At 68.5% G+C, this 25,549-nt stretch carries 18 protein-coding genes; 7 read left to right on the top strand and 11 right to left on the bottom strand.

Going from position 1 to position 25,549, the window contains the following annotated elements:
• Positions 1-12: 12 nt before the first annotated feature.
• Positions 13-1,173 (top strand): glycosyltransferase family 4 protein, encoded by a 1,161-nt coding sequence (locus tag AU192_RS23710; RefSeq protein WP_064400045.1) that lies wholly within the window; start codon positions 13-15, stop codon positions 1,171-1,173.
• A gap of 42 nt (positions 1,174-1,215) precedes the next feature.
• Here the strand turns inward: AU192_RS23710 and AU192_RS23705 are convergent, their stop codons facing one another.
• The 3 genes from AU192_RS23705 to pgfA are packed head-to-tail and all read right to left on the bottom strand — an operon-like array spanning position 1,216 to position 5,625.
• Positions 1,216-2,688 (bottom strand): DUF222 domain-containing protein, encoded by a 1,473-nt coding sequence (locus AU192_RS23705; protein ID WP_082695125.1) that lies wholly within the window; start codon positions 2,686-2,688, stop codon positions 1,216-1,218.
• 55 nt (positions 2,689-2,743) lie between these two features.
• A complete protein-coding gene (locus AU192_RS23700; RefSeq protein ID WP_207544982.1) occupies positions 2,744-4,414 on the bottom strand; it encodes an MmpA family trehalose lipid delivery protein in 1,671 nt (556 codons plus the stop codon).
• A gap of 14 nt (positions 4,415-4,428) precedes the next feature.
• Positions 4,429-5,625, bottom strand: coding sequence for a cell envelope lipid trafficking protein PgfA (gene pgfA, locus AU192_RS23695; RefSeq protein WP_064399979.1), 1,197 nt, complete (start codon positions 5,623-5,625; stop codon positions 4,429-4,431).
• Between the two features lie 214 nt (positions 5,626-5,839).
• Here pgfA and AU192_RS23690 point away from each other — a divergent pair, with 214 nt between their 5' ends.
• Positions 5,840-6,952 carry an acyltransferase family protein gene (locus AU192_RS23690; protein ID WP_064400043.1) on the top strand — a complete coding sequence of 371 codons (1,113 nt, stop codon included), beginning with the start codon at positions 5,840-5,842 and terminating at the stop codon, positions 6,950-6,952.
• Here AU192_RS23690 and AU192_RS23685 read toward each other — a convergent pair.
• Positions 6,921-8,390, bottom strand: a complete 1,470-nt coding sequence (locus tag AU192_RS23685) for an AMP-binding protein (protein ID WP_064399978.1) — start codon at positions 8,388-8,390, stop codon at positions 6,921-6,923. The two genes, AU192_RS23690 and AU192_RS23685, sit on opposite strands and share 32 nt — an antisense overlap.
• Position 8,391: 1 nt before the next feature.
• A complete protein-coding gene (locus tag AU192_RS23680) occupies positions 8,392-9,363 on the bottom strand; it encodes a phosphotriesterase family protein (protein ID WP_064399977.1) in 972 nt (323 codons plus the stop codon).
• Positions 9,364-9,438: 75 nt separating this feature from the next.
• On the opposite strand from AU192_RS23680, the gene AU192_RS23675 reads away from it, so the two are divergent.
• Positions 9,439-11,034, top strand: a complete 1,596-nt coding sequence (locus AU192_RS23675) for an MFS transporter (protein ID WP_064399976.1) — start codon at positions 9,439-9,441, stop codon at positions 11,032-11,034.
• Here the strand turns inward: AU192_RS23675 and AU192_RS23670 are convergent.
• Positions 11,027-15,184 (bottom strand): DUF3367 domain-containing protein, encoded by a 4,158-nt coding sequence (locus AU192_RS23670; RefSeq protein WP_423202731.1) that lies wholly within the window; start codon positions 15,182-15,184, stop codon positions 11,027-11,029. The genes AU192_RS23675 and AU192_RS23670 overlap by 8 nt on opposite strands.
• 43 nt (positions 15,185-15,227) lie before the next feature.
• Complete coding sequence (locus AU192_RS25295) at positions 15,228-15,401, bottom strand: DUF2613 domain-containing protein (RefSeq protein WP_066810839.1); 174 nt, start codon at positions 15,399-15,401, stop codon at positions 15,228-15,230.
• A gap of 108 nt (positions 15,402-15,509) precedes the next feature.
• Here AU192_RS25295 and AU192_RS23665 point away from each other — a divergent pair, with 108 nt between their 5' ends.
• A complete protein-coding gene (locus AU192_RS23665) occupies positions 15,510-16,676 on the top strand; it encodes a glycoside hydrolase family 3 N-terminal domain-containing protein (protein ID WP_165593344.1) in 1,167 nt (388 codons plus the stop codon).
• A gap of 82 nt (positions 16,677-16,758) precedes the next feature.
• Positions 16,759-17,403, top strand: a complete 645-nt coding sequence (locus AU192_RS23660; RefSeq protein ID WP_064399973.1) for a TetR/AcrR family transcriptional regulator — start codon at positions 16,759-16,761, stop codon at positions 17,401-17,403.
• Between the two features lie 20 nt (positions 17,404-17,423).
• Here the strand turns inward: AU192_RS23660 and AU192_RS23655 are convergent, their stop codons facing one another.
• Positions 17,424-18,275 carry a MaoC/PaaZ C-terminal domain-containing protein gene (locus AU192_RS23655; protein ID WP_064399972.1) on the bottom strand — a complete coding sequence of 284 codons (852 nt, stop codon included), beginning with the start codon at positions 18,273-18,275 and terminating at the stop codon, positions 17,424-17,426.
• Between the two features lies 1 nt (position 18,276).
• On the bottom strand, positions 18,277-19,656 hold the full coding sequence (locus AU192_RS23650) for a 3-oxoacyl-ACP reductase (RefSeq protein WP_064399971.1): 1,380 nt from the start codon (positions 19,654-19,656) through the stop codon (positions 18,277-18,279).
• A 46-nt stretch (positions 19,657-19,702) separates the two neighbouring features.
• On the opposite strand from AU192_RS23650, the gene AU192_RS23645 reads away from it, so the two are divergent.
• On the top strand, positions 19,703-21,001 hold the full coding sequence (locus tag AU192_RS23645) for an acetyl-CoA C-acetyltransferase (RefSeq protein WP_064399970.1): 1,299 nt from the start codon (positions 19,703-19,705) through the stop codon (positions 20,999-21,001).
• Between the two features lie 139 nt (positions 21,002-21,140).
• On the opposite strand, the gene AU192_RS23640 is transcribed toward AU192_RS23645, so the two are convergent.
• Positions 21,141-22,256, bottom strand: coding sequence for a TDT family transporter (locus tag AU192_RS23640; RefSeq protein WP_064399969.1), 1,116 nt, complete (start codon positions 22,254-22,256; stop codon positions 21,141-21,143).
• 68 nt (positions 22,257-22,324) lie between these two features.
• On the opposite strand from AU192_RS23640, the gene AU192_RS23635 reads away from it, so the two are divergent.
• Positions 22,325-23,257, top strand: coding sequence for a TIGR03564 family F420-dependent LLM class oxidoreductase (locus AU192_RS23635; RefSeq protein ID WP_235629641.1), 933 nt, complete (start codon positions 22,325-22,327; stop codon positions 23,255-23,257).
• Positions 23,258-23,490: 233 nt separating this feature from the next.
• Here AU192_RS23635 and AU192_RS23630 read toward each other — a convergent pair whose 3' ends face one another.
• Complete coding sequence (locus tag AU192_RS23630; protein WP_064399967.1) at positions 23,491-25,326, bottom strand: acyl-CoA dehydrogenase; 1,836 nt, start codon at positions 25,324-25,326, stop codon at positions 23,491-23,493.
• Positions 25,327-25,549: the final 223 nt, after the last annotated feature.

The raw sequence follows: 25,549 nt of genomic DNA, 5'->3' as shown, positions 1-25,549 counted from the left end.
ACGCTGTTGCCGATGTCTGCCCGTCCGCTCCGATCGGTGCTGCTGCTGTGCTGGCGCGACACCGGCCACCCACAGGGTGGCGGCAGCGAGGCCTACCTGCAGCGCATCGGCGCCCAGTTGGCCGCGTCGGGTTACGAGGTGACGCTGCGCACCGCGCGCTACCCAGGGGCCGCGCGTCGCGAGGTCGTCGACGGAGTACGGGTCAGCCGTGGGGGCGGGCGCCATACCGTCTACATCTGGGCGGGGTTGGCGATGGTGTTGGCCCGCATCGGGCTCGGGCCGCTGCGGCGCGTGCGGCCCGACGTGGTGATCGACACCCAGAACGGCATCCCGTTCATGGCGCGACTCGCCTACGGTCGGCGCGTCGCCGTACTCGTGCACCACTGCCACCGCGAGCAGTGGCCGGTGGCCGGGCCCGTGAAGGGCCGGATCGGCTGGTTCGTCGAGTCGAAGCTCTCGCCGCGGGCGCACCGCCGCAACCAGTACGTCACGGTGTCCCTGCCCTCGTCGCGCGACCTGACCGCGTTGGGGGTGCGTCCCGGACGGATCGCGGTGGTGCGCAACGGGCTCGACGAGGCGCCCGCGTCGACGTTGACCGCCAGGCGCGCGCCGGCCCCACGTGTCGTGGTGCTGTCACGTCTGGTGCCGCACAAGCAGATTGAGGACGCACTCGAGGCCGTCGCCGCGCTGCGACCGCGCTTGCCAGGGCTGACGCTGGACGTGGTCGGTGGCGGCTGGTGGGAGCAGCGGCTCGTCGAACACGCCGCACTGCTCGGCATCTCCGATGCGGTGACGTTTCACGGCCACATCGATGACGAGGCCAAACACCGTGTGCTGCAAGAGGCGTGGGTGCACGTGCTGCCCTCGCGCAAAGAGGGCTGGGCGCTGGCGGTCATCGAGGCCGGTCAGCATTCGGTGCCCACGATCGGCTACCGGTCGTCCGGTGGGCTGACAGACTCCATCGTCGACGGCGTGACCGGCATGTTGGTCGACGACTTCGACGGTCTGGTCGACGGTTTGGCTGAACTGTTGTCCGATCATGTGCTGCGCGAGCAACTCGGAGCCAAGGCACATGTCCGCTGCGGTGAGTTCTCCTGGCAGCAGAGCGCCGAGGCGATGCGCACGTTGCTGGAAGCGGTGCACCGCGGCCAGTACGTCAGCGGCGTGGTCTAGCCTTCGCGACGCTCACCGTCATCGAACCGTGCCCCTCGGGTGCTAGAACGGTGGCGGATCGTCCAGCAGAACTCTCGGATCGGTCGGCGGACCCGTGCCCAGCGGGTAGAAGCTGCCGAAAGTCTGGGCGGCCGGCGCGGTGTTTTCCGCTCGGATCGTGGCGTTGAGAGCGCGTTCGCGTTGGATGCGCCGCTCGCGGTTCTGGCGGCGGGAGCGTCGGCGGGTGGGCATGCAGATCCCGCGTCCCGGTGTCGGTGCCGGCATCTCGGGCAGGTGAAGTGTGCCGGTGGAAGCGCCGAGTTGTGGAAACAGCATCGCTCCGAACGGAGTAGTGGTGTGTATGCGCCCGGTCGGGCTGGTGAATATGACGGCGCCGTCGGGTTGTTGGCGCACGATCCAGCCGCCGGGTCCGCAGTAGAACGTCTTCATCAGGTGGTGCAGCCGGCAGAAACAGGCGTTGTTGGACGGATGGGTGGGCCCGTGGGGCCAGGGCGCGGTGTGGTCGATGTCGGATCGCCAGGCGGGACGGTCGCAATTCATCCACCGGCAGGTCAGGTCGCGGGAGCGAACGAAATCGGCAAGCGCGGTCGAGGGACGGTACTGCGGTTCGGGTGCGGCGTCGTCGGGGATCTCAATGGGGCGCCGCTTGGCGTGGCGCGCCACCTCGGCGACGGTCGACGCCGGAACCGGACCCAATCCGGATACGTACCCCGGTGTCGTGCCGGCGCCTTCGACGGTGCCCCGCTCGGCGAGCATATGGACCAAAACGGTAGTTGCCGTCCTGCCTGCGGCGGGACAGTCAGGTCGTTCGCATAGGCACGCCATCGCGTCCTCATGGGCAAGCACCGCCGCGATCGCGTCCGCCCGGCGCTGGCGATGCGTTCGTGGATCCTCCCGGCAGACCGTGGCGGCCAGCGCGTCGAGTCGCTGACTCAAAGCCACCCCGTCGACCCCGCGTAGGCAGGCGACGATGTCGGCCATTCCGTACTGGCCAGGTATGACATCGAAATGGCGGTCGTCATCACGGGATTTGGCTCGGCGCACCGCGTCCGGGTCGATCTGAAGGACCAGCCAGTCGACGACCTCGACGAGCTTGTTGTACGACAGGTGGTTCCACTGGGCGGCCCGGTCGGCGAAGATCGCGTCGATCAGTGCGCAGGCGTCCTCGCTGACCATCAGGTCGGTGCGGTAGATCAGCATGTTGACCACCTGCCACTCGATCTCACCGGCCGCGAACACCTTCGCCACCTTGGGAAGCCGTTTGATCAGGGCCTGGCCCGAGCTCATCATGGAAGAGGCCCGTCCGCGGCTGATGCCGAGTTCGGCACCGATCTCGGCAGCCACGACCTCCCAGTCATCGACCACCTTGTCGTCGTTCTCGCCGTCACATTCGGGAACGCGGCGCAGGCTGAAGTGCCCGATAGCCAACAGCTGACGCGCGATCTCGACCCGGCTGGCGCGCTGCGCCTGGCCCATCAGGTCGACCAACCCCGCGTCGCTCGCCGTATCGAACATATGTGCGAGTATGCCATCGCCCACCGACATTTCTGTTCCGCCGGCGACGGCGAGGTCATCGACGGTGAGGTGCTTTGACTCGCGGCGGCGACTTGAGCACGCTTCGCGCCAGCAGGGCGCCCGCACCGCCGAGCAGCATCGCCAGCCAGGCCCAGTGTGCGGCCAGCACCACGGTCCGACCGTCGGCCTGCGGCGACGATCCGCCCACCCGGTACAGGGTGAGGTCTTCGTCGGTGTAGGCCACGGGCAACGGCAAACGCTCTGTCGGAGCGCCGGATTCGACCACGACCCATCCGACCCCGGCATCGGCGAGCAGGTTCTGGTCCGCGCTCTCGACGAGGATCTCCTGGACGTCGCGCGCGCGTTGCCCCTCCCCGTACACCGTCCGCTCGCCGATGTGCAGATCGCCGGTGGTCAACACGTCGGCACGCACCCACCGGGGCAGCGGGTCGAGCACCGGAGCCTCACCCGCCCACTCGAAGTGGCGCATGCTGCCCATCGGCATCACCGCGACCGTCCGCGGGTCGGCGTTGATGATCGCGGCCACCTTCGCCCATCCCGGCGGGTACTGCACGGCGGTGACGCGGCCACCCACGCCCCACGCCAAGTCCGGCAACGTCGCGATGAGCGCGGCGCAGCAGAGTGCCGCGGTCGCCGCCGTCGGTAACCAGCGTCGGGCGAAGATCACCGCCGCCGCGCCGGCAACCACATAGCCCGGCATCGCCAACGCCACCCACTTCTGCGCGTCGCGGACCACCCCCAGGCCGGGCACGGCGCGGACGGCCGCCTCGACGAGGACGAGTCCGGGCCCGGTGGCCATCAGCGCGGGCACCACGACGGCGAACCCGGCCAGGACCATCAGCGGTACGGCCGTCGGTCGGTGCAGCGCGACCGGTAAGCCGAGAGCGACCACGCCGAGCAACACCGCCGTGCCCACGATCGCCAAAAGCGTTGTGCGAGAGGGTGGTACGGCATCAGCATTCCAGATTCCGCCCAGCCCGGCCAGGCTGAGCAGCGTGCCGAGGCCCGGTTCGGCGCGCGCGGCGAACGCGAAGACGCCGTCGGCCTGCGACGACTCCAACGACCGCGACACCGTCGCCGCGACCAGCCACGGCAGCGCCGCGACGACCGTCATGGCCATCGTCACGCCCGCACACCGCCACCGGCCCCACCCTTCGCCGGGCGCGGCGACGCACACGAGCGCGACGGTCGCCGCGAGCATCAGCCCGGTGGGCGTCAACCCGGCCAGTGCCAACCAGAAGGCCAACGCCCACAACGGGGTCCACCGCGCCGACTCCCGCATCTGCAGCACCGTCGTGGCGACCCACGGCAGGCACCCGTAGCCAACGAGAAGGCTCCAGTGCCCTTGCAGCAGCCGCTCGGCGACATACGGGTTCCATATCGCGACCGTCACCGCCACGCATCGACCGGCGAGCCCCGACTCGGGAACCACCGCGGCAGCCAACCGCGCCGCGCCCCAGCCCGCCAGCCACAGTCCCGCGACGAGCAGCGTCTTGGCCACCACGCCCCCGTCGATCACCGAGGACACGACGGCCATGAAGAAGTCCTGCGGAAGAGCCCGCGGTGCCGCCTCGGACAGCCCGAGCGCGGCATCGGACAGATACGAGCGCGGCGTGGACACCGCGTCGCGCAACAGCAGATACCCGGGTGCGAACAACGGCGCCGTCACCACGAGGGCGAGCACCAACGCGTAGGCCGGTCCCACGACCGACCGCCCGATCAGACCGGTCTGTCCGGGGGCAGGTCGGTCGGTCGAGATGTCGGGATCTTCTCGGTCTTGGCTTCGGCGCCCGGCACCTTGATGCCCTGGGTGTCGAAGAATCCGTGGTCGGCCTCGTCGAGACCGGGGTCGATCAGCGCGGACTCCGCGCGCAGGCTGAACGAGCCGAGCAGCGCGCCGCCGACCAGCAGCACCAGCCCCATCGCGGTGAAGGTGATCGGCAGGATGCGGCCCCACAGCGCGACCCGGTCGCGCTCGTTGCCCGCGCTGGCGACCTGGGACTCGACGGTCTCCTCGTTGAACGCGACCTTGTAGTCGACGAACGTGACCTCGGGCTTGAGCGGCTCGCGGGCGTAGTAGTGGTAGCCGTGCTCGTCCCTCTTGACGATCGTCCCCGACACCGGGTCGACCCAGAATGTGCGCTGCGCGGCGTAGTACCGCGACATCGTGATCGGCTCGTCGGGCTCACCGGGCACACCCCACATCGCCGCGCGGGCGGTGACCTCGCTGTCGGCGTCGTCTTCGTAGAGCGAGGCGTACTTCACCGGCTCGACGAGCTTGCCGTCGGAGTCGTAGCCGACGTTCTGGGTGAACCGGTAGGTGGTCAGGCCGTTGACGTCTTCTTCGCCGTCGTAGTTGGCGTCGAACGCCTTCTGCGCGATCGGGTCGAAGACGGAGTAGGTCTTCTTCTCGGTGTCGAACGGGAACCGGTAGGCCAGTCCCTCGTGCGGCAGCGCGATGTTGGTCGGCGGCTTGTCGTCCTCCATGGCGCGCGGTTTCTGCACCGCACCGCCCGGATTGCTCTCGCTGGACACCGCCTCGGCGGTGCTGCGGTTGACGGTCACCGTGTCGACAAGCGCCAACAGCAGGCCGGCCTCCTGCTGTTTGTCGGTGCGGCGCAGCGTGGAGCCCACCTGAAGCGTCACCACGTCGGCGTTCGACGGGGACTCGACGGTGAGCTGCTCCTGCTGAACCATCGGCACGTCGCGGTCGACGACGAACCGTTCGCTGTTCAGCGATGCCGGGTCGAAGGCCGTGCCGCTGCCGTCGCTGATCAGCGTCGCATCGAGGTCCAGCGGGATCTTGGCGATCTTGCTGTGGGTGTAGGTGGACAGCAACAGCGCGGCGATCAACAGGGCGGCACCCAGCCCCAAGATCCCGCAAGCCGCAATCCGCAGCGCCACTGCGCGGTTCAAACCGTGCCTCCTTCACCTGCGGTATGCCCGCAGAAACCCGTTTGACCCTAACAGCACAATTTAAGGTCGTCGTCGCTCCAGACGCATCCGCCGACCCGTGGTCACCGTCCTCGGCTTCACCGGGCACACTGATTTCGTGGCAGTTGCGTTGGCCGGCGAGACGCGCGAGGAGCAGGTGGGCGGAACCCGCGGGTTCCTGCCTGCGGTGGAGGGCATGCGAGCCTGCGCCGCGGTCGGCGTCGTCGTCACCCACGTGGCGTTCCAGACCGGGCAAACCGGCGGGATCAGCGGACGACTGTTCGGCCGGTTCGATCTCGCGGTGGCGCTCTTCTTCGCCCTCTCGGGTTTTCTGCTGTGGCGCGGGCACGCCGCGGCAGCGCGCGGGCTGCGGCCGACCCCACCGACCGGCCACTACCTGCGCTCCCGGATCGTGCGCATCATGCCCGGATACCTCGTGGCGGTCGTGGTGATCCTGTCGCTGCTGCCGGAGGCCAAAGCGGACCTGACCGTATGGTTGGCCAACCTCACCCTGACCCAGATCTATGTGCCGCTGACACTCACCGCCGGGCTGACGCAGATGTGGAGCCTGTCGGTCGAGGTCGCGTTCTACATGGCGTTGCCGTTTCTCGCGCTCCTGGTGCGACGCGTCCCGGTGCGGGCGCGCATTCCCGTCATCGCCGCCGCGGCGCTCGTCAGCCTCGGGTGGGCGGTGCTGCCGATCGCGACATCGGCCGGCGTCAACCACCTGAACTGGCCGCCGGCTTTCTTCTCCTGGTTTGCCGCGGGCATGCTGCTCGCCGAGTTGACCGTCACGCCGGTCGGATGGCCGCACCGACTGGCCCGGCGGCGCCTCCTGGTGGCGGTCATCGCGGTCGCGGCGTTCCTGGTCGCCGCCTCCCCGATCGCCGGACCCGAGGGCCTCACGCCGGGCACCGTCAGCCAGTTCGTCGTCAAGATCGCGATGGGCGCCGTGGTCGCCGGTGCGCTGCTCGCGCCGCTCGTGCTCGACCGCCCCGACACCTCGCACCGGGTGCTGGGCAGCACGACGATGGTGACGTTGGGGCGATGGTCCTACGGACTGTTCATCTGGCACCTCGCCGCGCTCGCGATGGTGTTCCCGGTCATCGGCGAGTTCGCGTTCAACGGCCACATGCCGGTGGTGCTGGTGCTGACGGTCGTGTTCGGGTTCGCGATCGCCGCGGTCAGCTATGCGCTGGTGGAGTCACCGTGCCGAACGGCGTTGCGGCGCTGGGAGTATCGCCATACCCGCCCGGTGCCGCCGTTGGACTCGTCGGTCAGCAGCGTGCCTGAGCCCGTCGCGAGATGACCTCGTCGCGGACCGCTGACCGGCGCGCTTTACCCGCGTCGTCGCGCAGCGGCTCATCGGTGAACTCGACTGTGCGGGGCACCTTGTAGCGTTCGAGTCGCTCGGACAGGAACGCGACGACGGCCGCCGCGTCGAGCCCACCCTCGGCATGCACCAGCGCATGCGGCACCTGACCGAGGTCGTCGTCGGGGACGCCGACCACCAGACACGACAGCACCGCCGGATGCTCGGACAGCGCCGACTCGATCTCGGCGGGATAGACGTTGCGGCCGCCGACGGTGAACATGTCCACCCGCCGGTCGCTGAGGTAGAGGAAGCCGTCGGCATCGAAGTACCCGAGGTCGCCCAACGAATCCCAGCCGTCGCGGGATTCCGCCGTCGCGCCGACGTAGCGGTAGGTGGGTCTGCTGCCCGGCGACGGCCGCATGTAGACCTCGCCGACCACCCCGGGCGGGCACTCGTTGCCGTCGTCGTCGAGCACCTTCATCTCGCCGGCGACGACGACACCGACCGACCCCGGATGGGCCAACCATTGACTTCCCGAGATGAACGTCAACGCCTGTAATTCGGTGCCGCCGTATAGTTCCCACAGCACATCCGGTTGCAGAATCTCGATCCAGGCGCGCTTGACCGCGGGTGGACACGGCGCCCCGACATGCCAGAACCGCCGGATCGAGGACAGGTCGTAGGCGTCGGGGTCGGCCCGGTAGACCGGAATCAGGCGCTGCATGATCGTCGGCACCGTGGTCAGGAACGTCACGCGATACTCCGTCACGAGCCGAAGGAACTCGTGCGGTTCGAACCGCGGCATGATCACCAGGTGATGGCCCTGCACAAGCCCGATCGCGAAGGTCGTGAAGCCGGTGTTGTGGCTCATCGGCACCGAGATCAGGTTGACGTCACCCTCTTGCGCCCCAAGGGGATAACCCACCATCGGCGGGTAGCGGCTGTCGTTGCCCGCCTCGATCAGCTTGGGCCTGCCGGTGCTGCCGCCCGATGCCATCGCCTTGAACACCGGCGACACCTTCTCGGGTAACGCTGCATCCGAGAGGCTTTCATCGGGCACGTAACCCGCTGGCACGCTTGCTATTCGGCCGGTGGGGTCGGCGCGGCCGACGACCAGGGCGCGGGGCCGCAGTTCGAGCAGCCCAGTCAGTTCGGCATCGGGAAGCCTTGGAGAGAGCGGCTGGGGGATCGCACCCAGCTTCCACGTCGCCAGTACCGCCTGCACCCACTCGATGGAGTTCGGCAACACCACGGTGACGTAATCACCTTCTCGCACACCAAGTTCGGCGTAGGCTCGGGCCAGCCGGTTGGTCGACGCGTCGAGCTCACCTCGGGTCAGGGTGACGCCTTCGCACGTGATGGCGGGCGCGTCGGGTTCGGCCTCGGCCAGCCGTGACACCTGCGTGCTGATCGGCGGAGTCTGTTCGGGCATGTCAGTAAGCGCCCCGGGTCTCGAATATTCGGCGCGGGTTGTCGACGAGCATCGTCGTGAGCTGTTCCTCGGAGACGCCTCGCTTCTTGAGGGCCGGGATCACGTCGTTGTGGATATGCAGGTAGTGCCAGTTGGGCATGGTCTGCGGGACGAGTCCTTCCGGAAGCCAGTCGATGAAACAGGACGCGTCGTGCGACAGCACCATCTTGTCGGCGTGGCCGCGCTCGCACATCCGCGCGACGGTGTCCACCCGCTCCTCGAAACCGAGGAACACGTCGACCCCGAACCGGTCCATCCCGATGTAGGACCCGTTGTCGATCAACTGTTCCAGGTAGTCCAGATCGGTGCTGTCACCGGAATGCCCGATGACGACGCGCGAGAGGTCCACGCCCTCCTCACTGAACACGCGCTGCTGATCCAGGCCGCGCTTGGTCGCGGCGTGCGTGTGCGTCGAGATCGGGACGCCCGTCTCCCGGTGCGCCTGGGCCACCGCGCGCAGCACCCGCTCGACCCCGGGTGTCAGGCCGGGTTCGTCGGTCGCGCACTTGAGGACCGCCGCCTTCACGCCGGTGCCCGCGATACCGGTGGTGATGTCGCGGACGAACATGTCGACCATCGGCTCACCGAGCGGGGTCTCCGGCCCGCTGAAATGGAAGAACATCGGGACGTCGTTGTACGTGTAGACGCCGGTGGCGACGATGATGTTGATGTCGGTTTGCGCGGCGATACGCTCGATACGCGGAATGTAGCGCCCCATTCCGATCACCGTGAGATCGACGATGCTGTCGACCCCGCGCGATTTGAGCTCGTTGAGGCGGACGACGGCGTCGCCCTCCCGTTGGGCCTCGTCGCCCCAGACCTCCGGATAGTTGGTCGAGATGTCGAGGGACTGGATGAAGACGTGTTCATGCATGAGCGTGACGCCCAGGTCGGTGGTGTCGATCGGTCCTCGGGCGGTGTTCAGTACCGGCACGCGGCCGATGCTACGAGATAGCGGTCGACCAATCGGGTACTTGAAACTCGATTCATAGCGAAAGGCCAGAACCGAATGGCGACATCGTCGAGCGTCCGCACCGCGCCGTCGGCGTGGGCGCCGCTGCGGTCGCCGATGTACCGGGCGCTGTGGATCGCGCAGCTAGTGTCGAACCTCGGGACCTGGATGCAGACGGTCGGCGCCCAGTGGATGCTGGTCGCCGATCCCGACGCCGCGGTGCTGGTGCCTCTGGTGCAGACCGCGACGACGTTGCCGGTGATGCTGTTGGCGCTGCCCTCCGGCGTGGTCGCCGATCTGGTCGACCGGCGACGCCTGCTGATCGCCACGCAGTCGGCGATGGCGGCCGGCGTCTCGATCCTGGCGATCTTGACCGGTGTCGGGTTGACGACGCCGGCGGTTTTGCTGATCCTGTTGTTCCTGATCGGCTGCGGACAGGCGCTGACGGCGCCGGCGTGGCAGGCCATCCAGCCCGAACTCGTTCCGCGCGAACAGATTCCCGCTGCGGCGGCGCTGACCAGCCTGGCCCTGAACAGCGCCAGGGCGGTCGGGCCCGCGATCGCCGGCCTGCTCGTGGCCTTGTCCGGGCCGACGACGGTGTTCGCGCTGAACGCGGTCTCGTTCATCGGCATCGTCGTGGTGCTGTTCACCTGGCGGCGGCCGGTTGAGGAACGGTTGCTGCCGACCGAGCGGCCGTTGTCGGCGCTGAGCGCGGGCGGACGGTACATCCGCAGCTCGCCGGTGGTGCGGCGCATCCTGCTGCGGGCGCTGCTGTTCATCGCTCCCGGCAGCGCGCTGTGGGGGCTGCTTGCGGTGATCGCCGATCGACAACTGCACCTGTCGTCGGCGGGCTACGGCGTGCTGCTGGGCGCGCTGGGTGTCGGCGCGGTGTGCGGGGCGATGGTGTTGTCCCGGCTGCAGGTCCGGTTCGGGCGCAACGCCTTGTTGACGGTGGGCGCGGTCGGTTTCGCGCTCGCCACCGCGGTGCTGGCGCTGGTTCCGGTGCTTGCCGTGGTGATCGTCGCGATGATCGTCGGCGGACTGTCGTGGTTGCTGACCCTGTCGACCCTGAATGCGTCCATGCAGCTGAGCCTTCCGGCCTGGGTGCGGGCGCGCGGACTGTCGGTCTACCAGCTGGTGTTCATGGGTGGACAGGCGATCGGCTCGCTGGTCTGGGGGCTGGTGGCCGGCGCGACCAACAGCGTCACCGCGCTGCTGATCGCGGCCGGGTTGCTCGCCGCGTGCGCGGTATCGCTGCTGTGGTGGCCGCTGCATCCGGGCACCGGCAACCTCGACGTCGAACCGTCGGGGCACTGGCCGGAACCGGCGCTCGTGTTCGAACCCGCCCCGCCCGACGGCCCGGTCCTCGTGCTCAAGACATACCGGGTCGCATCGGAGAACGAGGCGGCGTTCGTCGCGGCGATGGACCGGGTGAAGCGTTCGCGGCAGCGTACCGGGGCCGTGCAATGGCGGTTGTTCCGTAGCGGTGAATTCCCCAACACATTCGTCGAAGCGTTCGTCGTGCGGTCGTGGTACGAGCACCTGCACCAGCACGTCATCCGGCAGACGGGCCAGGACCTGATCGCCGAGCAGGAGGTCGACAAGTACGTCGTCGGCGAACCCAAGCTCGAGCATCTGATCGCGGTCAGCTGAGCCGTTTCTCCGTCCGAATCGGCACGGTCGACGCCGCGACCGCGGCCACCGAGACCAATGCCAGTAGCTGCACACCCCACGAATGCCCGATGTAGCCGTCGACCGAACGCCACGGATACTGACTCAACACCGCACCGGCCAGGATCAACCCACCGGCCGCGGTGCCGACCGTGACTGCCTCGCAGAGCTTTTCGCGGTGGCGCAGCAGCCAACGGACGCCGACCGCCAGGCCGACCACCGCCAAGCCCGCCACCCCCGAGATCGCCGCACCGACGGCCAGCGCCGCGGCGCCGACGGCGACGGGGCGCGGTCGCCACACCGGCACCGGCTCGGCTTGCGCCGCGCGCCTGCGCATCGGCAGGAAAGCGAGCAGTGCGAGCACCGGCAGCAGCGCGAGCCCGCCGATCAGGCCGGCGCGGTAGGGCACATTCGTCGGGAAGCTCAGCGTGACCGGGCCCGCCGTACCCGGCGGCAGCACCCAGCCCTGCTGCCAGCCGTTCACCGTGATCGGCGTCAGCTGTGACCCGGCGCTGTCGTGGGCGACCCAGCCGGGGTTGATGCTTTCGGGTACCACGAGGACCCGGGACGCCGACGACGGTGCGACGGTCACCTCGCGGTGGTCTGCGCTCCATTGCCCGGTCTGCGCGGAAACGCTTGGCGCCTCGCGTATTTCACCGGCGCGCGGTCCGGCGAGCTGAGCGCCGTCGACGATGAACGCCGCGCCGGGGCTGATGACCAGCTCCTGTTGGCCCTCGGGCAGCAGGATCGGCTCGGCCCGGCACGGGCGTGCCGCCACGGGTTCACCGTCGAGGAGGGCGCCGACGGTCGTGCTGAGCGAGGTCTGCACGAACTCGCCGGCGACCCCGATGACCGGGCCCTTGCCGCACGGCATGTCGATGGTTCGGTTCCGGTTGGCCGCGGCGTCGGCCGCCGCGATCGGTTCGCCGCGGGTGTCGAGCGCGGTCACCTCGGCCAGGCCGGGGGGTTTGAGTTGGTCGAAACCGAGCGCCGTGCGGTCGATGACGTCGTCCCAGTCGAGAAGGGAGATCGTCACGGTGTCGGTGGCTCTCGGTTTGAGATCCAGGGTCTGGGCGCCGGCATCGCCGGCCACCGGACGGATTTGCGGACCGTCGCCGAGGTCGACGGCCACCAGCGTCGGACGTGCGGGCAACTCCGACGAACTCGGCGTCACCCGCAGGCCGGCAACTTCGGTCCGCTTCGGCAGTTTCAGCGTCAGTGTCGGCGGCGTCCCCTGCTGCACGACCCGCTGCGGGGCGGTCCAGGCGGTGCCCGCATCGCCGTCTGCGGCGGCGTAGGCCGAGCCGAGCACGTCGATCGGATCGGCTTCGCCCACCGCGCGGGCGGTACCGGGGGCGCTGATGAGGTCGGCCAACTGGGGACCCTGTCGGGCGCGCACCCATACCGTCGGAGTCACCGCGATCGGCGTCGGAACCGTCAGAGTCCGGCTCAAGTTCACCGGCTCCTCGGCCGACAGCGCCATCAACGCGGCGCACCGGTAGCCGGTCGGACTCTGCGCGCAGCCAGATCGTCCCAGCAACTCCGAACCCAGATCCCACTGCGCCACAGCAGAATCCGCGGGTGGACCGGGAACGGCCACGGTGTGGCGCAGGCTGACGGGGTGGGCGAAGCCGTTCGCGTCGTACTGGGTGACCGCGAGGTCGGTGATTCCGAACTGCACGCCGGGTGAGCCGTCGTCGGTGGCTACCGCGGTGAGCCGCACCCACGGCGACTCGCCGTAGGGCAGTGCCGCGGTGAGCGGTTTGCCTGCCTCATCGAACCGCAGGGTGCTGGTGCCGTTCACCGTCGAGATCTCGATGCGGCGGATCTGTGCGCCGACCGCGGTGGCGCTGGGCGTGACCGTGATGGTCGCGTTGGTCACGGGGTGATCGAAGTCGACCTGCATCCACTGGCCGATCGCCGACTGCAGCGAGTTGGAAACCCAACTGGTCGACGGGTCGGCGTCAACCGCCGCGGCCGGGCCCGCCGCCGGCGCGACGTGGGGGAGCGCGGTGGAGTCGGCGGCCGAACTCGACACCGACACCCGGCCACCGTTCCACTGCCCGTAGACCAGATCGGTTCCAGGAGAAGGGTAGTCGATGACCCGATTGTGGGTGTGCCGCGGATCGTCGGGAGTGCGGATCGCCGATGAGTGGTCGTCGACGCGACCGTAGTCGGTTTCCCGCGCTAGCGGGGTGTCGGTGACGGTGACCAGCGGGGTTGGCACGCCCGCGCGTTCGGCGTCGGCGGTCAAGAGCATCGGGCCCAGCGGCGGGCGGTCGAGCAGTCGGCGGCGCTCGTCGAGCCGTAGCAGCGCCTCGGGTGCGCCGTCGACGCGCGCCATGCGGTCGGTCTCGACGAGGTAAGGCGTCACCGGGGTTTCGGCGTTGACCCGGTATATCTCGACGGCTGGGTAGCGCGGGCGCAGACCGCTGTCGGAGACGAATCCGGCCAGGGTGCCCGCGCCGACCGGATCGCCGAACTCGGCGACCTTCTCCAGACCCGGTGAGCCGTCGATCGCGCGGTGCACAAGCAACGGCCGGGCCGACCGGGATGACTCCGGGTCCAGGTCGTTGCGCACCACGACATACGAAATACCCTGGCGGGCAAGGGTGTCAGCGAGACCCGCGGATGGGCGGCCTGCGGCGAACAACCGCTGCACGGAGTCGAGCGCGCGGATGGTCTGCGGCGGGGTCAGCGGGATCGAATCGCGTACCCCCCAGGCGCTTTCGCCCAGTACCTGCAGTGGCTCGTCGTGGCTGTTGCCCCACACCTGGGTGGCGAACGGAGCGCCGGGTGCCACCAGGACGCGGCCGCCGGTGTTGTTCGCGTCGAGCCAGTCGGCGGTGTCGTGCCAGTACTGCGGGATGGCGTCGAAAGCGCCTGGCGGAGTGAGCCGTCCGGTCCATACCAGCGACGTGCCCGCCGCCAGCGCGACCAGGACCACCATTCCCACCGCGACACGCTTGTCGCGTTCGGGATGCGCCAGCGCGGTCGTCCACTCCGCGCGCGGCGCGCTGCCCGGCAGCGGGATGCGGCCGAGCAGATGCGCCAACCCCAGCGTCAAGGGCAGTCGCAGCAGGGGTTCGAGCTTATGCAAGTTGCGCAGCGGAGTCCCCGACGCGTCGAGGAACGCCTGAACCTGCAGCGCGACCGGGGACCCCAACCCGCCGGAATAGCCGACGGCGAGCAGCGTGACACCGGTGAGCAGGATGACGATCAGACGACCGCGAGCGGGCATCGTCTTCAACGCCAGCCCCGCTAGGCCCGCAGCGGCGACCAGGGTGGTGGCCAGCACGGCGACCGAACCGGTCACCAGGGACGCGCCTGCCGTCGCGTTGGGCGCGACGAACGGGGTCCAGGCGTCGGTGCCGCGCAACATCTCGGTCAGGGACATCCACCGCGTAGTGACGCCGGACGATTCGATGAAGTCGAGGAACGGTGGGCTGACCCGGCCCAGCATCACCAGCGCGACCGCCCACCACAGCACCGCCAGCGTCATACCGAGCGCCCACCACGCCGTGAACCGCCGCCACAACTTGGTGGGCCGGTGACACGCCAGCCAGATGGCCGCGCACAGGCAGCCGGTGAGTGTGGCCACCGCGTTGACCGCACCCATCAACGCGATCGCCACCGCCGAGCGCATCGCCAGCACCCGTACCCGCGGATCGCCCCGCATGACCAAGATGACGGGCAGCAGCACCCACGGCGCCAGCATCATCGGAAGCGTCTCCGACGAGATCGCGCCGATTGTGGTCAGCGCCCGCGGCGACAGCGCGTAGGCGACCGCGGCGATCACCCGCGACGACGGGCTGCCGATGCCGAGCGCCTCGGCCACCCGCAGCACACCCCAGAACCCGACGACCAGCAGCAACGCCCACCACAGCCGCTGGGTGACCCAGCCGGGCAGCCCGGCGATGTCGCCGATCAAAAAGAAGGTGCCGTGCGGGAACAGATACCCGTAGGCCTGGTTCTGGGCCTGGCCGAAGGGCAGCTCGCTGTTCCACAGGTTGAACGCGCGCGCGAGGAACCGCAACGGATTGGCGGTCAGGTCGAGCTTGGTGTCGGGTGAGATCTGTCCGGGTGACTGGGCGAACGTCAGGACCAGTGCCGCCGCAGCGGCCACCCACAACCAGCGCCGGGAGAGCGGGGCCGTCTCAGAGGCGGCCCGGGATTCAGCTGCGGTCGCCGTACTCGACCCTGTTGAGCACCGAAGACGCCGGATCGCCCGCTTGCAGAGGAGGCTTGTTGTCCTGCTGCACCATCAGCGTCACACCGAAAACGGCCGCCGCGCCCAACAGCAGGCCGACCACGATGCTGGCGGCGGCGGGCACGAGGAACCGATCCATGCGGCAAAACTAGCACGCGGCCCATGTGCGCAGCTGAACCCATGTTCTGGCCGCACACGCCGACCACGAGATAGAACTGAGCCGCCACAGCCGTTAGTGTCGAGGCCCATGGCCTTGCCCCGCGCATTGTGTGCCCTCGCGGCCGCTCCCGTATTGCTGATGGCGTGCTCGCCTGCCGCGCAGGAAGCCGCGCCGTCACCGACGTCCGCGCCCATCACCAAGGCGGCGACCGCGCTGCCCGCGGCCCCGGCCGCGCCGGCGCCTCCCGCGTGCGGAGCCGGTGAATCGCTGCTGTCGTCCATGTCGACCCGCGACAAGCTCGCCCAGCTGCTGATGGTGGGCGTCTCCAACGCGGGCGACGCACGCGCGGTCGTCGACAATCACCATGTCGGCGGGATCTTCGTCGGCAGTTGGACCGACCTGTCGATGCTGTCCGACGGGTCGCTGGCAGCCATCGCTGGATCGGCGACCCCGCTACCGCTCGCGGTCAGCGTCGATGAGGAGGGCGGCCAGGTGTCGCGGCTGGCCGGGCTCATCGGCAGTCAACCGTCGCCCGCCTCGCTGGCGGCCAGCAGCACGCCCGACGAGGTGTACAACATCGCGCTCAAGCGGGGCCAGGCCATGCGCGGGCTTGGTATCACCGTCGACTTCGCGCCGGTCGTCGACGTCGACGGGGGCGGTGCCATCGGTGACCGGTCCTTCGGCTCCGATCCGGCCGTCGTCACCGACTTCGCCGGCGCGTACGCCCGAGGCCTGCGCGACGGCGGCGTGATGCCGGTGCTCAAACACTTCCCCGGCCATGGGCGCGCCTCGGGCGACTCGCACACGGGCGGGGTTACGACGCCACCGATCGGCGACCTGCAAACCACCGATCTGGTGCCGTACCGGACGCTGACCAGCCAGGCGCCCGTCGGAGTGATGGTCGGTCACCTACAGGTGCCCGGGCTGACCGGCAGCGATCCAGCCAGCCTGAGCCCGGCGGCCTACGCGCTGCTGCGGTCGGGCAACTACGGCGGCCAGCCGTTCAACGGCCCGGTGTTCACCGATGATCTGTCCGGTATGCGGGCCATCACCGACCGGTTCGGGGTGGCCGAGGCGGCGCTGCGAAGCCTCCAAGCGGGCGCCGACGTCGCGCTATGGCTGAGTACCGGTGAGGTGCCCGCCGTGCTCGACCGGCTGGAGAAGGCGTTGGATGCCGGTGAGCTGTCGATGTCCAGCGTCGATGCCTCGGTGCTGCGGCTGGCGGGAATGAAGGGGCCCAACCCGCGCTGCTGATTCCCGCCCACCGCCCGCTGCTAGTTCCCACCCACCGCCCGCTGCTGACGCCCTGGTGGCGCGCATTGCTTACCCTGGTGGAATGGCCGGAGGTACCAAGCGGTTGCCGCGCGCGGTGCGCGAGCAGCAGATGCTGGATGCCGCCGTGCAGATCTTCTCGGTGAACGGCTACCACGAGACGTCGATGGACGCGATCGCCGCCGAGGCGCAGATCTCCAAACCGATGCTGTACCTGTACTACGGCTCCAAGGAGGAGTTGTTCGCGGCGTGCCTGGATCGTGAGCTGGCGCGGTTCGTCGACGAGGTGCGCAGCCAGATCGATTTCAAGCAGAGCCCGAAAGACCTGTTGCGCAACGCGGTCCTGGCGTTCCTGAACTACATCGACGCGAACCGGGCGTCGTGGATGGTGCTGTACAGCCAGGCGACCAGTTCGCAGGCCTTCGCCCACACCGTGCGCGAAGGCCGCGAGCGCATCATCGACTTGGTTGGCAGACTGCTGCGCTCGGGCACCCGAAATCCCGAGCCCGACACCGACTTCGACATGATGGCCGTTGCCCTGGTCGGCGCCGGTGAGGCAGTGGCGTCGCGGGTCAGCACCGGCGACGCGGGCGTGGACGAGGCCGCCGAGTTGATGATCAACCTGTTCTGGCGCGGACTGAAGGGCACCCCGTCGGAACATTCGGACTCATCCGTTCACTCTGCGGCTGCGGCGCAATTGTCGGAGTAGCCGGCGCTCTCAGCGCAGAGTCACTCCGACTGCAGCGAGCGCACCGTTCCGAACAAGTGGGGCTCGCGTTTCTTCATGTCGCGCAACGTGAGATCCCACCCATCGGACACCCGGTCGACGTAGAGTCCGGCGTTCGCGGGCAGCACCACCGGCTTGGCGAACTTCACCGAATACTTGACCGCGTCCGGCAGCTGACCCTCGATGTTCGCCAGAACTGCTGCCGCGCTGAACATCCCGTGCGCGATGACCGTCGGGAAACCGAACAGCTTGGCCGCGACCGAGTTGGTGTGGATCGGGTTGTGGTCACCGCCCACCGAGGCGTAGTGCCGGATCTGCCCCGGAGTGATGCGCAGCATCGCATTCGGCGGGCCGAGTTTCGGCGGCTTCTGCGGCGGCGGCTTCGGCTCGTCCGACAGACTCGTTCGCTGCTGGTGCAGAAACGTCGTCACCTGGTGCCACGCCTGCTCGTTGCCGACATTGACATCGGTCACGATGTCGACCAGCAGACCACGCCGATGCTCACGCAGATTCTCCGCGTGCACCGTCACCGACACGGAGTCGGTGACCGCGATCGGACGGTACTGGGTGATGTGGTTCTCGATGTGCACCGAACCCATTGCCGCGAAAGGGAAGTCGAACCCGGTCACCAACGACATCAACGTCGGGAACGTCAGCGCGAACGGATACGTCAGCGGGACCGTGTCCCCGAACTGCAAACCCGTCACCGACGCGTAGGCCGCCACGTTCTCGGGATCGATGCGCAAATCCTCGACGGTCAGCGTGCGATCGGGCAGCGTCTCGCCGCGCGGCACGAACGGCAAGGCGCCCGCCGCCGCGCGCGCCAGGTTCATCAGACCCGACGGTTGGCTCATGTCACGCCCCCAACCAGGCCTGGCCGCACACCCGCACCGTATTGCCGGTGACGGCGTTGGATGCGGGGCTGGCGAAGTAGGCGATGGTCTCGGCGACATCGACAGGTTGGCCGCCCTGGTACAGCGAATTGAGCCGACGACCCACCTCGCGGGTGGCCAGCGGAATCGCCTCGGTCATCTTGGTCTCGATGAAGCCCGGGGCCACCGCGTTGACCGTGACGCCCTTGTCGGCGTAAGCCTCAGACAGGCTGTCGGTAAGCCCGATCATGCCGGCTTTGGTCGCGGCGTAGTTCGTCTGGCCGCGGTTGCCCGCGATGCCGGCCATCGACGACAAGCCGACGATCCGGCCGCCTTCGCCCAGCACGCCGTTGTTCACCAGTCCCTCCGCAAGGGCAAGCGGCGCAACGAGATTTACCGCCACAACGGAATCCCAACGCCCCTCGTCCATGTTGGCCAGCAGCTTGTCGCGGGTGATGCCCGCGTTGTTGACCAGGATGTCGACGCGACCGTCGTAGTGGTCGCGCACATGCTCGGTGATGCGGTCGACCGCGTCCTCGGCGGTCACGTCCAGGGCCAGCGCGGTCCCCCCGACCTTCGTCGCCGTCACGCCGAGCGCTTCCTGTGCCCCCTCGACGTCGATGCAGATCACCTTGGCCCCGTCGCGCGAGAAGACCTCGGCGATCGTCGCGCCGATACCGCGGGCCGCGCCGGTCACGATCGCGACCTTGCCGTCCAGCGGACGGTCCCAGTCCGCGGGCGGCGCCGCGTCGTCGGGGCCGATCCGGAACACCTGTCCGTCGACGTAGGCGGACTTGCCCGACAGCAGGAACCGCATCGTCGACTCGAGACCCGTCGCGGCGGGCTTGGCGTCGGGGGAGACGTAGACGAGGTTCACCGTCGCGCCGCGGCGCATCTCCTTGCCCAGCGAGCGGGTGAAGCCCTCGAGCGCGCGCTGCGCGATGCGCTCATGCTCGCTGCCTGCTAGCTCAGGTGTGGTGCCGACGACGACGACGCGACCGGAGGGCCCGAGGTTGCGCAGCAGCGGGGTGAAGAACTCGTAGAGCCCCTTGAGGCCGGTCGGCTCGGTGATGCCGGTCGCGTCGTACACCAGCCCGCCGAACGAGTCGGCCCAGCGACCGCCCAGGTTGTCGGAGACGACGTCGTAGTCGTCGGCCAGCGCGGTGCGGAGCGGATCGACGAGTCGGCCGCCGCCGGCTGAGCCGGCAATCGAGCCTGAGCCGCCGATCAGTAGCGTGCCCGCCAGCGGCGGATCACCCGGCTTGTAGCGGCGCAGCGTCTCGGGCTGGGGGATGCCCAGTTGCTTGGCGAGGAACGATCCGGGCGTCGAGTGGACGATTTGCGAGTACAGATCCGATGCCATGAGGACGAACTTACTCCAGAGTAAGAAGGGTGGGTACTATGGGTGCATGCCTAGTGATACCCGCCGACGCGTCGCCATCCTCGGTGGCAACAGAATTCCTTTCGCCCGCTCCGATGGCGCGTACGCCAATGCGTCGAACCAGGACATGTTCACCGCCGCGCTGGGCGGCCTGATCGAGCGCTTCAACCTCGACGGAGAGACGCTCGGCGCGGTGATCGGCGGTGCTGTGCTCAAGCACAGCCGCGACTTCAACCTGATCCGCGAATGCGTGCTCGGCAGCGCCCTCTCGTCCTACACGCCCGCGTTCGACATCCAGCAGGCGTGCGGCACGGGCCTGCAGGCGGCCATCTCCGCGGCCGACGGCATCGCCGCGGGTCGCTATGAGGTCGCGGCGGCCGGCGGCGTCGACACCGCTTCGGATGCGCCGATCGCGCTCGGCGACGACCTTCGCCGCACGCTGCTCGGTCTGCGCCGCGCGAAGTCGAACGTCGACCGGCTCAAGCTCGTGGGCAAGCTACCCGCCTCTGTGGGCATCCAGATCCCGGTCAACAGCGAGCCCCGTACGGGCATGTCGATGGGCGAGCACGCCGCCGTCACCGCCAAGGAGATGGGCATCAAGCGCGTCGACCAGGACGAGTTGGCCGCCGCCAGTCACCGCAACATGACCGCCGCCTACGACCGCGGCTTCTTCGACGACCTGGTCACGCCGTTCCTCGGCGTGTACCGCGACAACAACCTGCGCCCCGACTCGTCGGCCGAGAAGCTGGCCAAGCTCAAGCCGGTATTCGGTGTCCGAAACGGCGACGCGACGATGACGGCGGGCAACTCCACGCCGCTGACCGACGGCGCCTCGGTGGCGCTGCTGGCGACCGACGAGTGGGCCTCGGCGCACGGTATCGAACCGCTCGCCTACTTCGTGGACGCAGAGACCGCCGCGGTGGACTACGTCAACGGCAAGGACGGATTGCTGATGGCGCCGACCTATGCGGTGCCGCGGCTGCTGGCCCGCAACGGCCTGACCCTGCAGGACTTCGACTTCTACGAAATCCACGAGGCGTTCGCGTCGGTGGTGCTCGCGCACCTGCAGGCGTGGGAGTCCGAGGAGTACTGCAAGGAGCGCCTCGGGCTCGACGCGGCTCTCGGCTCGATCGACCGCTCGAAGCTGAACGTCAACGGGTCGTCGATCGCGGCCGGTCATCCGTTCGCCGCGACCGGCGGGCGGATCGTGTCGCAGTTGGCCAAGCAGCTGGCCGAGAAGAAGAAAGAGACCGGTCAATCGGTGCGCGGGCTGATTTCGATCTGCGCCGCCGGCGGGCAGGGTGTGGCGGCCATTCTGGAAGCCTGACCAGCCCGGCAGGACCGCCAAAAAATACTGACGGCAGCGTGTAACGCCCCCCGGAAACGCGCCGATACACCTGATAGCTCCGTGCTGCCGTCTGACCCCCCGACCCGACGGCAGTACGGGGCTCTTAACTTTTCGGGCCTCAAGCCGGCGGAGGATCCTTCTTCGCCTTGACCGGCCCGGCCGCCGCCGGCGCGAACAGCGCACCGCCGAAACTGCCGCCCATCGTGCGGACCGCGACCAGTGCCCACGTCCCCAGCAGACCGGTGTAGGCGATGGCGGCGGCGACGTGGAACGCGGGCAGCCCGGTGTGGTTCGCCAGTTGCGTCGTTCCGGTGACGAAGGTCCCGACCGGAAACGTCAGGCTCCACCACGTCAACGCGAACGGCATCCCACGGCGCATCGTGCGCACGGTCAGTTCGGTGGCCAGCACGATCCACAACACCGCGAAACCCCACACCGGTACGCCGAACAGCACTGCGAACACGTCCATGGCATCGGCCAGCTCAGTCGAGACCGATGCCCCGGCGTGCGCACCGAGCAGCCCGGCCGCGGTGATGCCCTGTCCGAGCGGGCCGAGCACGATCCACAGCGTCGGCACCCGCGCCGTGCCCGAGGTGCCGTACAGCGCCAGCCTGCTCCAGATCATCGTGATGATGATCAGCGCCGCGAACAACGACAGACCGAACATCGCGTAGCACCCGTAGAGCATCGTCGCCCGCCCGGTGCCCGGATCCATGTGCGGGATCAGCAGCGCACCGGAGGCGGCCGACACCATCGGCGGCACCACCGGCATCAACCAGCCACCGAACGCGGCGTCGGGCTCGACGTTGAGCTGCGTGAACATCAGAAACGGGATGGTCGCCGCGGTGAACAGCCCCCCGACGGTGCCAGCCGTCCACAGCACCCACGCCAGGTCGACGGCTGCTCGCTCGCCGATCAGATCCTTGCCGATCAGCAGGGCGCCCGAGCCCACGGTCAGCAACGCCATCGGCGCAGCACCGTAGAAGTGCGTCATCTGCGGATTGCGGACATGTCGACGCGCCGCCACCGGGTGCCGGATCCGTTGCACGCTGACCGCGATGCCGAGCACCACGAGCAGAAGCGCCGCGAAGACCCACACCACGCGCGAGAACACGTGCAGGCCGGGGACGTGCACGGGCAGCGTGGCGCCGGCGGTGGCGACGATGCCGGTGCCCATCACGGAGGCGAACCAGTTGGGTCCGAGGTGTTGTAGCCGCGCCAACTCGGTCGTCATGGCCCAGTATGTTCAGACCGCCTCCGGCACGCGGGAAGGCTCGCCGCCGGTCGTGCTTCGATGGTGGGGTGCAGATCAGTGTCGCCCTCACCGGACTCATCACCGACGCCGACGGCCGCTCGCCGCTCGACGGCGTCTTGACGAAGCTGACGTCGTTGCGCGACGAGGGATTCCGCCGGGTGTGGATGGCGCAGCTGCCCTACGACCCCGACCTGCTGACGATCCTGGCCGTCGCGTTTCGCGAAATCGAGACCATCGAGGTGGCCTCAGGGGTGATCCCGATCCAGGTGCAGCACCCCACCCAACTGGCGCAGCGCGCGCTGACGCTGAACGCCATCGCGGGCGGCCGCTTCACCCTGGGCATCGGGTTGAGCCATCGCATGGTGACCGAAGGGGTGTGGGGCATTTCGTACGACAAACCGGTGCGGCAGATGCGCGAGTACCTCGACGCGCTGCTGCCCCTGCTGGCCGGTGAGCCCGCCGACGCCTCCGGGCAGTTCTGGACGACCCGAGGCTCGTTGAAGGTGCCCGGCGCTCCGCGGCCCGACGTCTACCTCGCAGCACTCGGCCCGCAGATGCTGCGCCTGGCCGGTCGTCGCAGCGCCGGGACGATGACGTGGATGACGGGTCCCAGGACGCTGGCCGACCACGTCGTCCCGACCCTGCGCACGGCCGCAGTGGAGGCGGGCCGCGACGAGGACTCGGTTCGGGTGGTGGCGTCATTGCCGATCAGCGTCACCGACGACGTCGACGGCGCGCGGGCCACAGCCGCCGAGGAGTTCGCCATCTACGGACAATTGCCGTCGTACCGCGCCATGCTCGATCGCGAGGGCTACGCAGAACCCGCCGACGCCGCGATCATCGGCGACGAGGAGTCGGTGTCGCAGCGGCTGGACGAACTGGGCGCTGCCGGTGTCGACGAGTTCGTCGCCAGCGTCTTCGACTCGGATCCTGAGGCGCGTGCGCGCACCCGGGCGCTGTTGCGGTCCAGGGGCACCTGACCGGAAAAATTCGCACTGGTGTGATCGAGATCACGGGCGTACGATCGGTCGCACGACGGGTTCGGGAGTGACTTTTCCGAAGAGTCGGCAAGGGTTGAAAGCCGACCGCGCGAGACTGATGTGACGCACCTGGTGTCCTCCCGAACCCGCCCTAATGTGAACTTGATTCCGATGCAAAACGCCCCCGGGAAGAGACCGGGGGCGTTTTGTTTCTGCGAAGCGACTGAAGGCTCTTAGAAGGCCGCCTCGTTGAGTTCCATCACCTCGTTGTCGAGGTTCTCGATGATCTGACGCGTGCTGGTGAGCATCGGCAGGAAGTTCTTCGCGAAGAACGACGCCACTGCGACCTTGCCCTCGTAGAAGGCGCGGTCGTCACCGGCCACACCCGCGTCGAGCTTGTCGACGGCCACCGCGGCGTGCTGCTGCAGGAGCCAGCCGATGACCAGGTCGCCGACGCTCATCAGGAAACGCACCGAACCCAGGCCGACCTTGTACAGCTCGGTCGAGTTCTCCTGCGCCGCCATCAGATAGCCGGTGAGCGAGGCCGCCATCGCCTGGACGTCCTCCAGCGCGGTCGCCAGCAGCGCACGCTCGGCCTTGAGCCGGCCGTTGCCCGACTCGTTCTTGACGAACTGCTCGATCTGGCCGGCCACGTGAGCCAGCGCCACACCCTTGTCGCGGACGATCTTGCGGAAGAAGAAGTCCTGCGCCTGGATGGCCGTGGTGCCCTCGTAGAGCGAGTCGATCTTGGCGTCACGGATGTACTGCTCGATCGGGTAGTCCTGCAGGAAGCCCGATCCACCGAGGGTCTGCAGGCTCTCGGTCAGCTTGGCGTAGGCCTGCTCGGAGCCGACCCCCTTGACGATCGGCAGCATCAGGTCGTTGACCCGCGCGGCCAGCTCGGCGTCGATCTCGTGCACCGCCTTGGCCACCGCGGCGTCCTGGTAGGTCGCCGTGTAGAGGTACAGGGCGCGCAGACCTTCGGCGTAGGCCTTCTGGGTCATCAGCGAACGACGCACGTCGGGGTGGTGCGTGATGGTCACGCGCGGAGCCGTCTTGTCGGTCATCTGCGTCATGTCGGCGCCCTGCACACGCTCCTTGGCGTACTCGAGCGCGTTGAGGTAGCCGGTCGACAGCGTGGCGATGGCCTTGGTGCCCACCATCATTCGGGCCTGCTCGATGACGTCGAACATCTGCGCGATGCCGTCGTGCACCTCGCCGACCAGCCAGCCCACGGCCGGGGTGCCGTGCTGACCCAGGGACAGCTCACAGGTGGCCGAGACCTTCAGGCCCATCTTGTGCTCGACGTTGGTGACGAAGACACCGTTGCGCTCGCCGGGCTCACCGGTCTCGGGGTCGAAGTGGTACTTCGGCACGAAGAACAGTGACAGGCCCTTGGTGCCCGGGCCTGCGCCCTCGGGGCGGGCCAGCACCAGGTGCATGATGTTCTCGAACAGGTCGTCGGAGTCGCCCGAAGTGATGAAGCGCTTGACCCCGTCGATGTGCCAGGTGCCGTCGGGCTGCTGCACGGCCTTGGTGCGGCCGGCGCCGACGTCGGAACCCGCATCGGGCTCGGTCAGCACCATCGTTGCGCCCCAGCCGCGTTCGGCGGCCAGCACGGCCCACTTCTTCTGCTCGTCGGTGCCGTTGTTGTAGAAGATCTCGCACATACCCGCGCCCATCGCGTACATGTAGGCCGCGGGATTGGCGCCGAGAATGTGCTCGATCAGCGCCCACTGCAGCGCGCGGGGCATCGGCATGCCGCCGAGCTCCTCGGAGAGACCGACCTTGTCCCAGCCACCCTCGAGCAGCGCGCGCATCGACTTCTTGAACGAGTCGGGCAGCGTCACCGAGTGGGTGTTGGGGTCGAAGGTCGGCGGGTTGCGGTCCGCGTCGGCGAACGACTCGGCGATCGGACCCTCAGCCAACCGGGCGATCTCGCCGAGCATCTCGCGGGCGGTGTCCACGTCCAGTTCGGCGTAGTCACCCTCGCCAAGCGCCTTGTCAACGCCGAAGACCTCGAACAGGTTGAATACCTGGTCACGAACGTTGCTCTTATAGTGGCTCACGGTTCCTCCTCGGTGAGACGGCCACTGTTGGTTGGGTACTTCTTGCTTAAGTTACCCACCAGTAACTGCCCGAACTATACCCATCAGTAACTTCAACTCAAACCACCTCGAAACAATTTCCGGCACCTAACTAACCGCCCGGTTGGTCGGGGAACCGAAATCCGCAGTTGACAGGTGTCTGGCCAGGCGTTGATGCCCATTGTGAGAATGGTCACGCCAACCC

Origin of the sequence: Mycobacterium lehmannii (assembly GCF_001499925.1) — a bacterium.
GTDB classification, from domain to species: Bacteria; Actinomycetota; Actinomycetes; order Mycobacteriales; family Mycobacteriaceae; genus Mycobacterium; species Mycobacterium lehmannii.
Note: the sequence above shows the minus strand (reverse complement) of the source record. Positions and strands in the feature narration are given on the sequence as shown.

Coding starts and splice junctions, on each gene's coding strand:
- AU192_RS23710 (WP_064400045.1), top strand. CDS start 13: ATGTCTGCCCGTCCGCTCCGATCGGTGCTGCTGCTGTGCTGGCGCGAC.
- AU192_RS25295 (WP_066810839.1), bottom strand. CDS start 15,401: ATGGATCGGTTCCTCGTGCCCGCCGCCGCCAGCATCGTGGTCGGCCTG.
- AU192_RS23685 (WP_064399978.1), bottom strand. CDS start 8,390: ATGCCCGAACAGACTCCGCCGATCAGCACGCAGGTGTCACGGCTGGCC.
- AU192_RS23665 (WP_165593344.1), top strand. CDS start 15,510: ATGGCCTTGCCCCGCGCATTGTGTGCCCTCGCGGCCGCTCCCGTATTG.
- AU192_RS23690 (WP_064400043.1), top strand. CDS start 5,840: ATGCGAGCCTGCGCCGCGGTCGGCGTCGTCGTCACCCACGTGGCGTTC.
- AU192_RS23705 (WP_082695125.1), bottom strand. CDS start 2,688: ATGTTCGATACGGCGAGCGACGCGGGGTTGGTCGACCTGATGGGCCAG.
- AU192_RS23675 (WP_064399976.1), top strand. CDS start 9,439: ATGGCGACATCGTCGAGCGTCCGCACCGCGCCGTCGGCGTGGGCGCCG.
- AU192_RS23640 (WP_064399969.1), bottom strand. CDS start 22,256: ATGACGACCGAGTTGGCGCGGCTACAACACCTCGGACCCAACTGGTTC.
- AU192_RS23660 (WP_064399973.1), top strand. CDS start 16,759: ATGGCCGGAGGTACCAAGCGGTTGCCGCGCGCGGTGCGCGAGCAGCAG.
- AU192_RS23655 (WP_064399972.1), bottom strand. CDS start 18,275: ATGAGCCAACCGTCGGGTCTGATGAACCTGGCGCGCGCGGCGGCGGGC.
- AU192_RS23645 (WP_064399970.1), top strand. CDS start 19,703: ATGCCTAGTGATACCCGCCGACGCGTCGCCATCCTCGGTGGCAACAGA.
- AU192_RS23650 (WP_064399971.1), bottom strand. CDS start 19,656: ATGGCATCGGATCTGTACTCGCAAATCGTCCACTCGACGCCCGGATCG.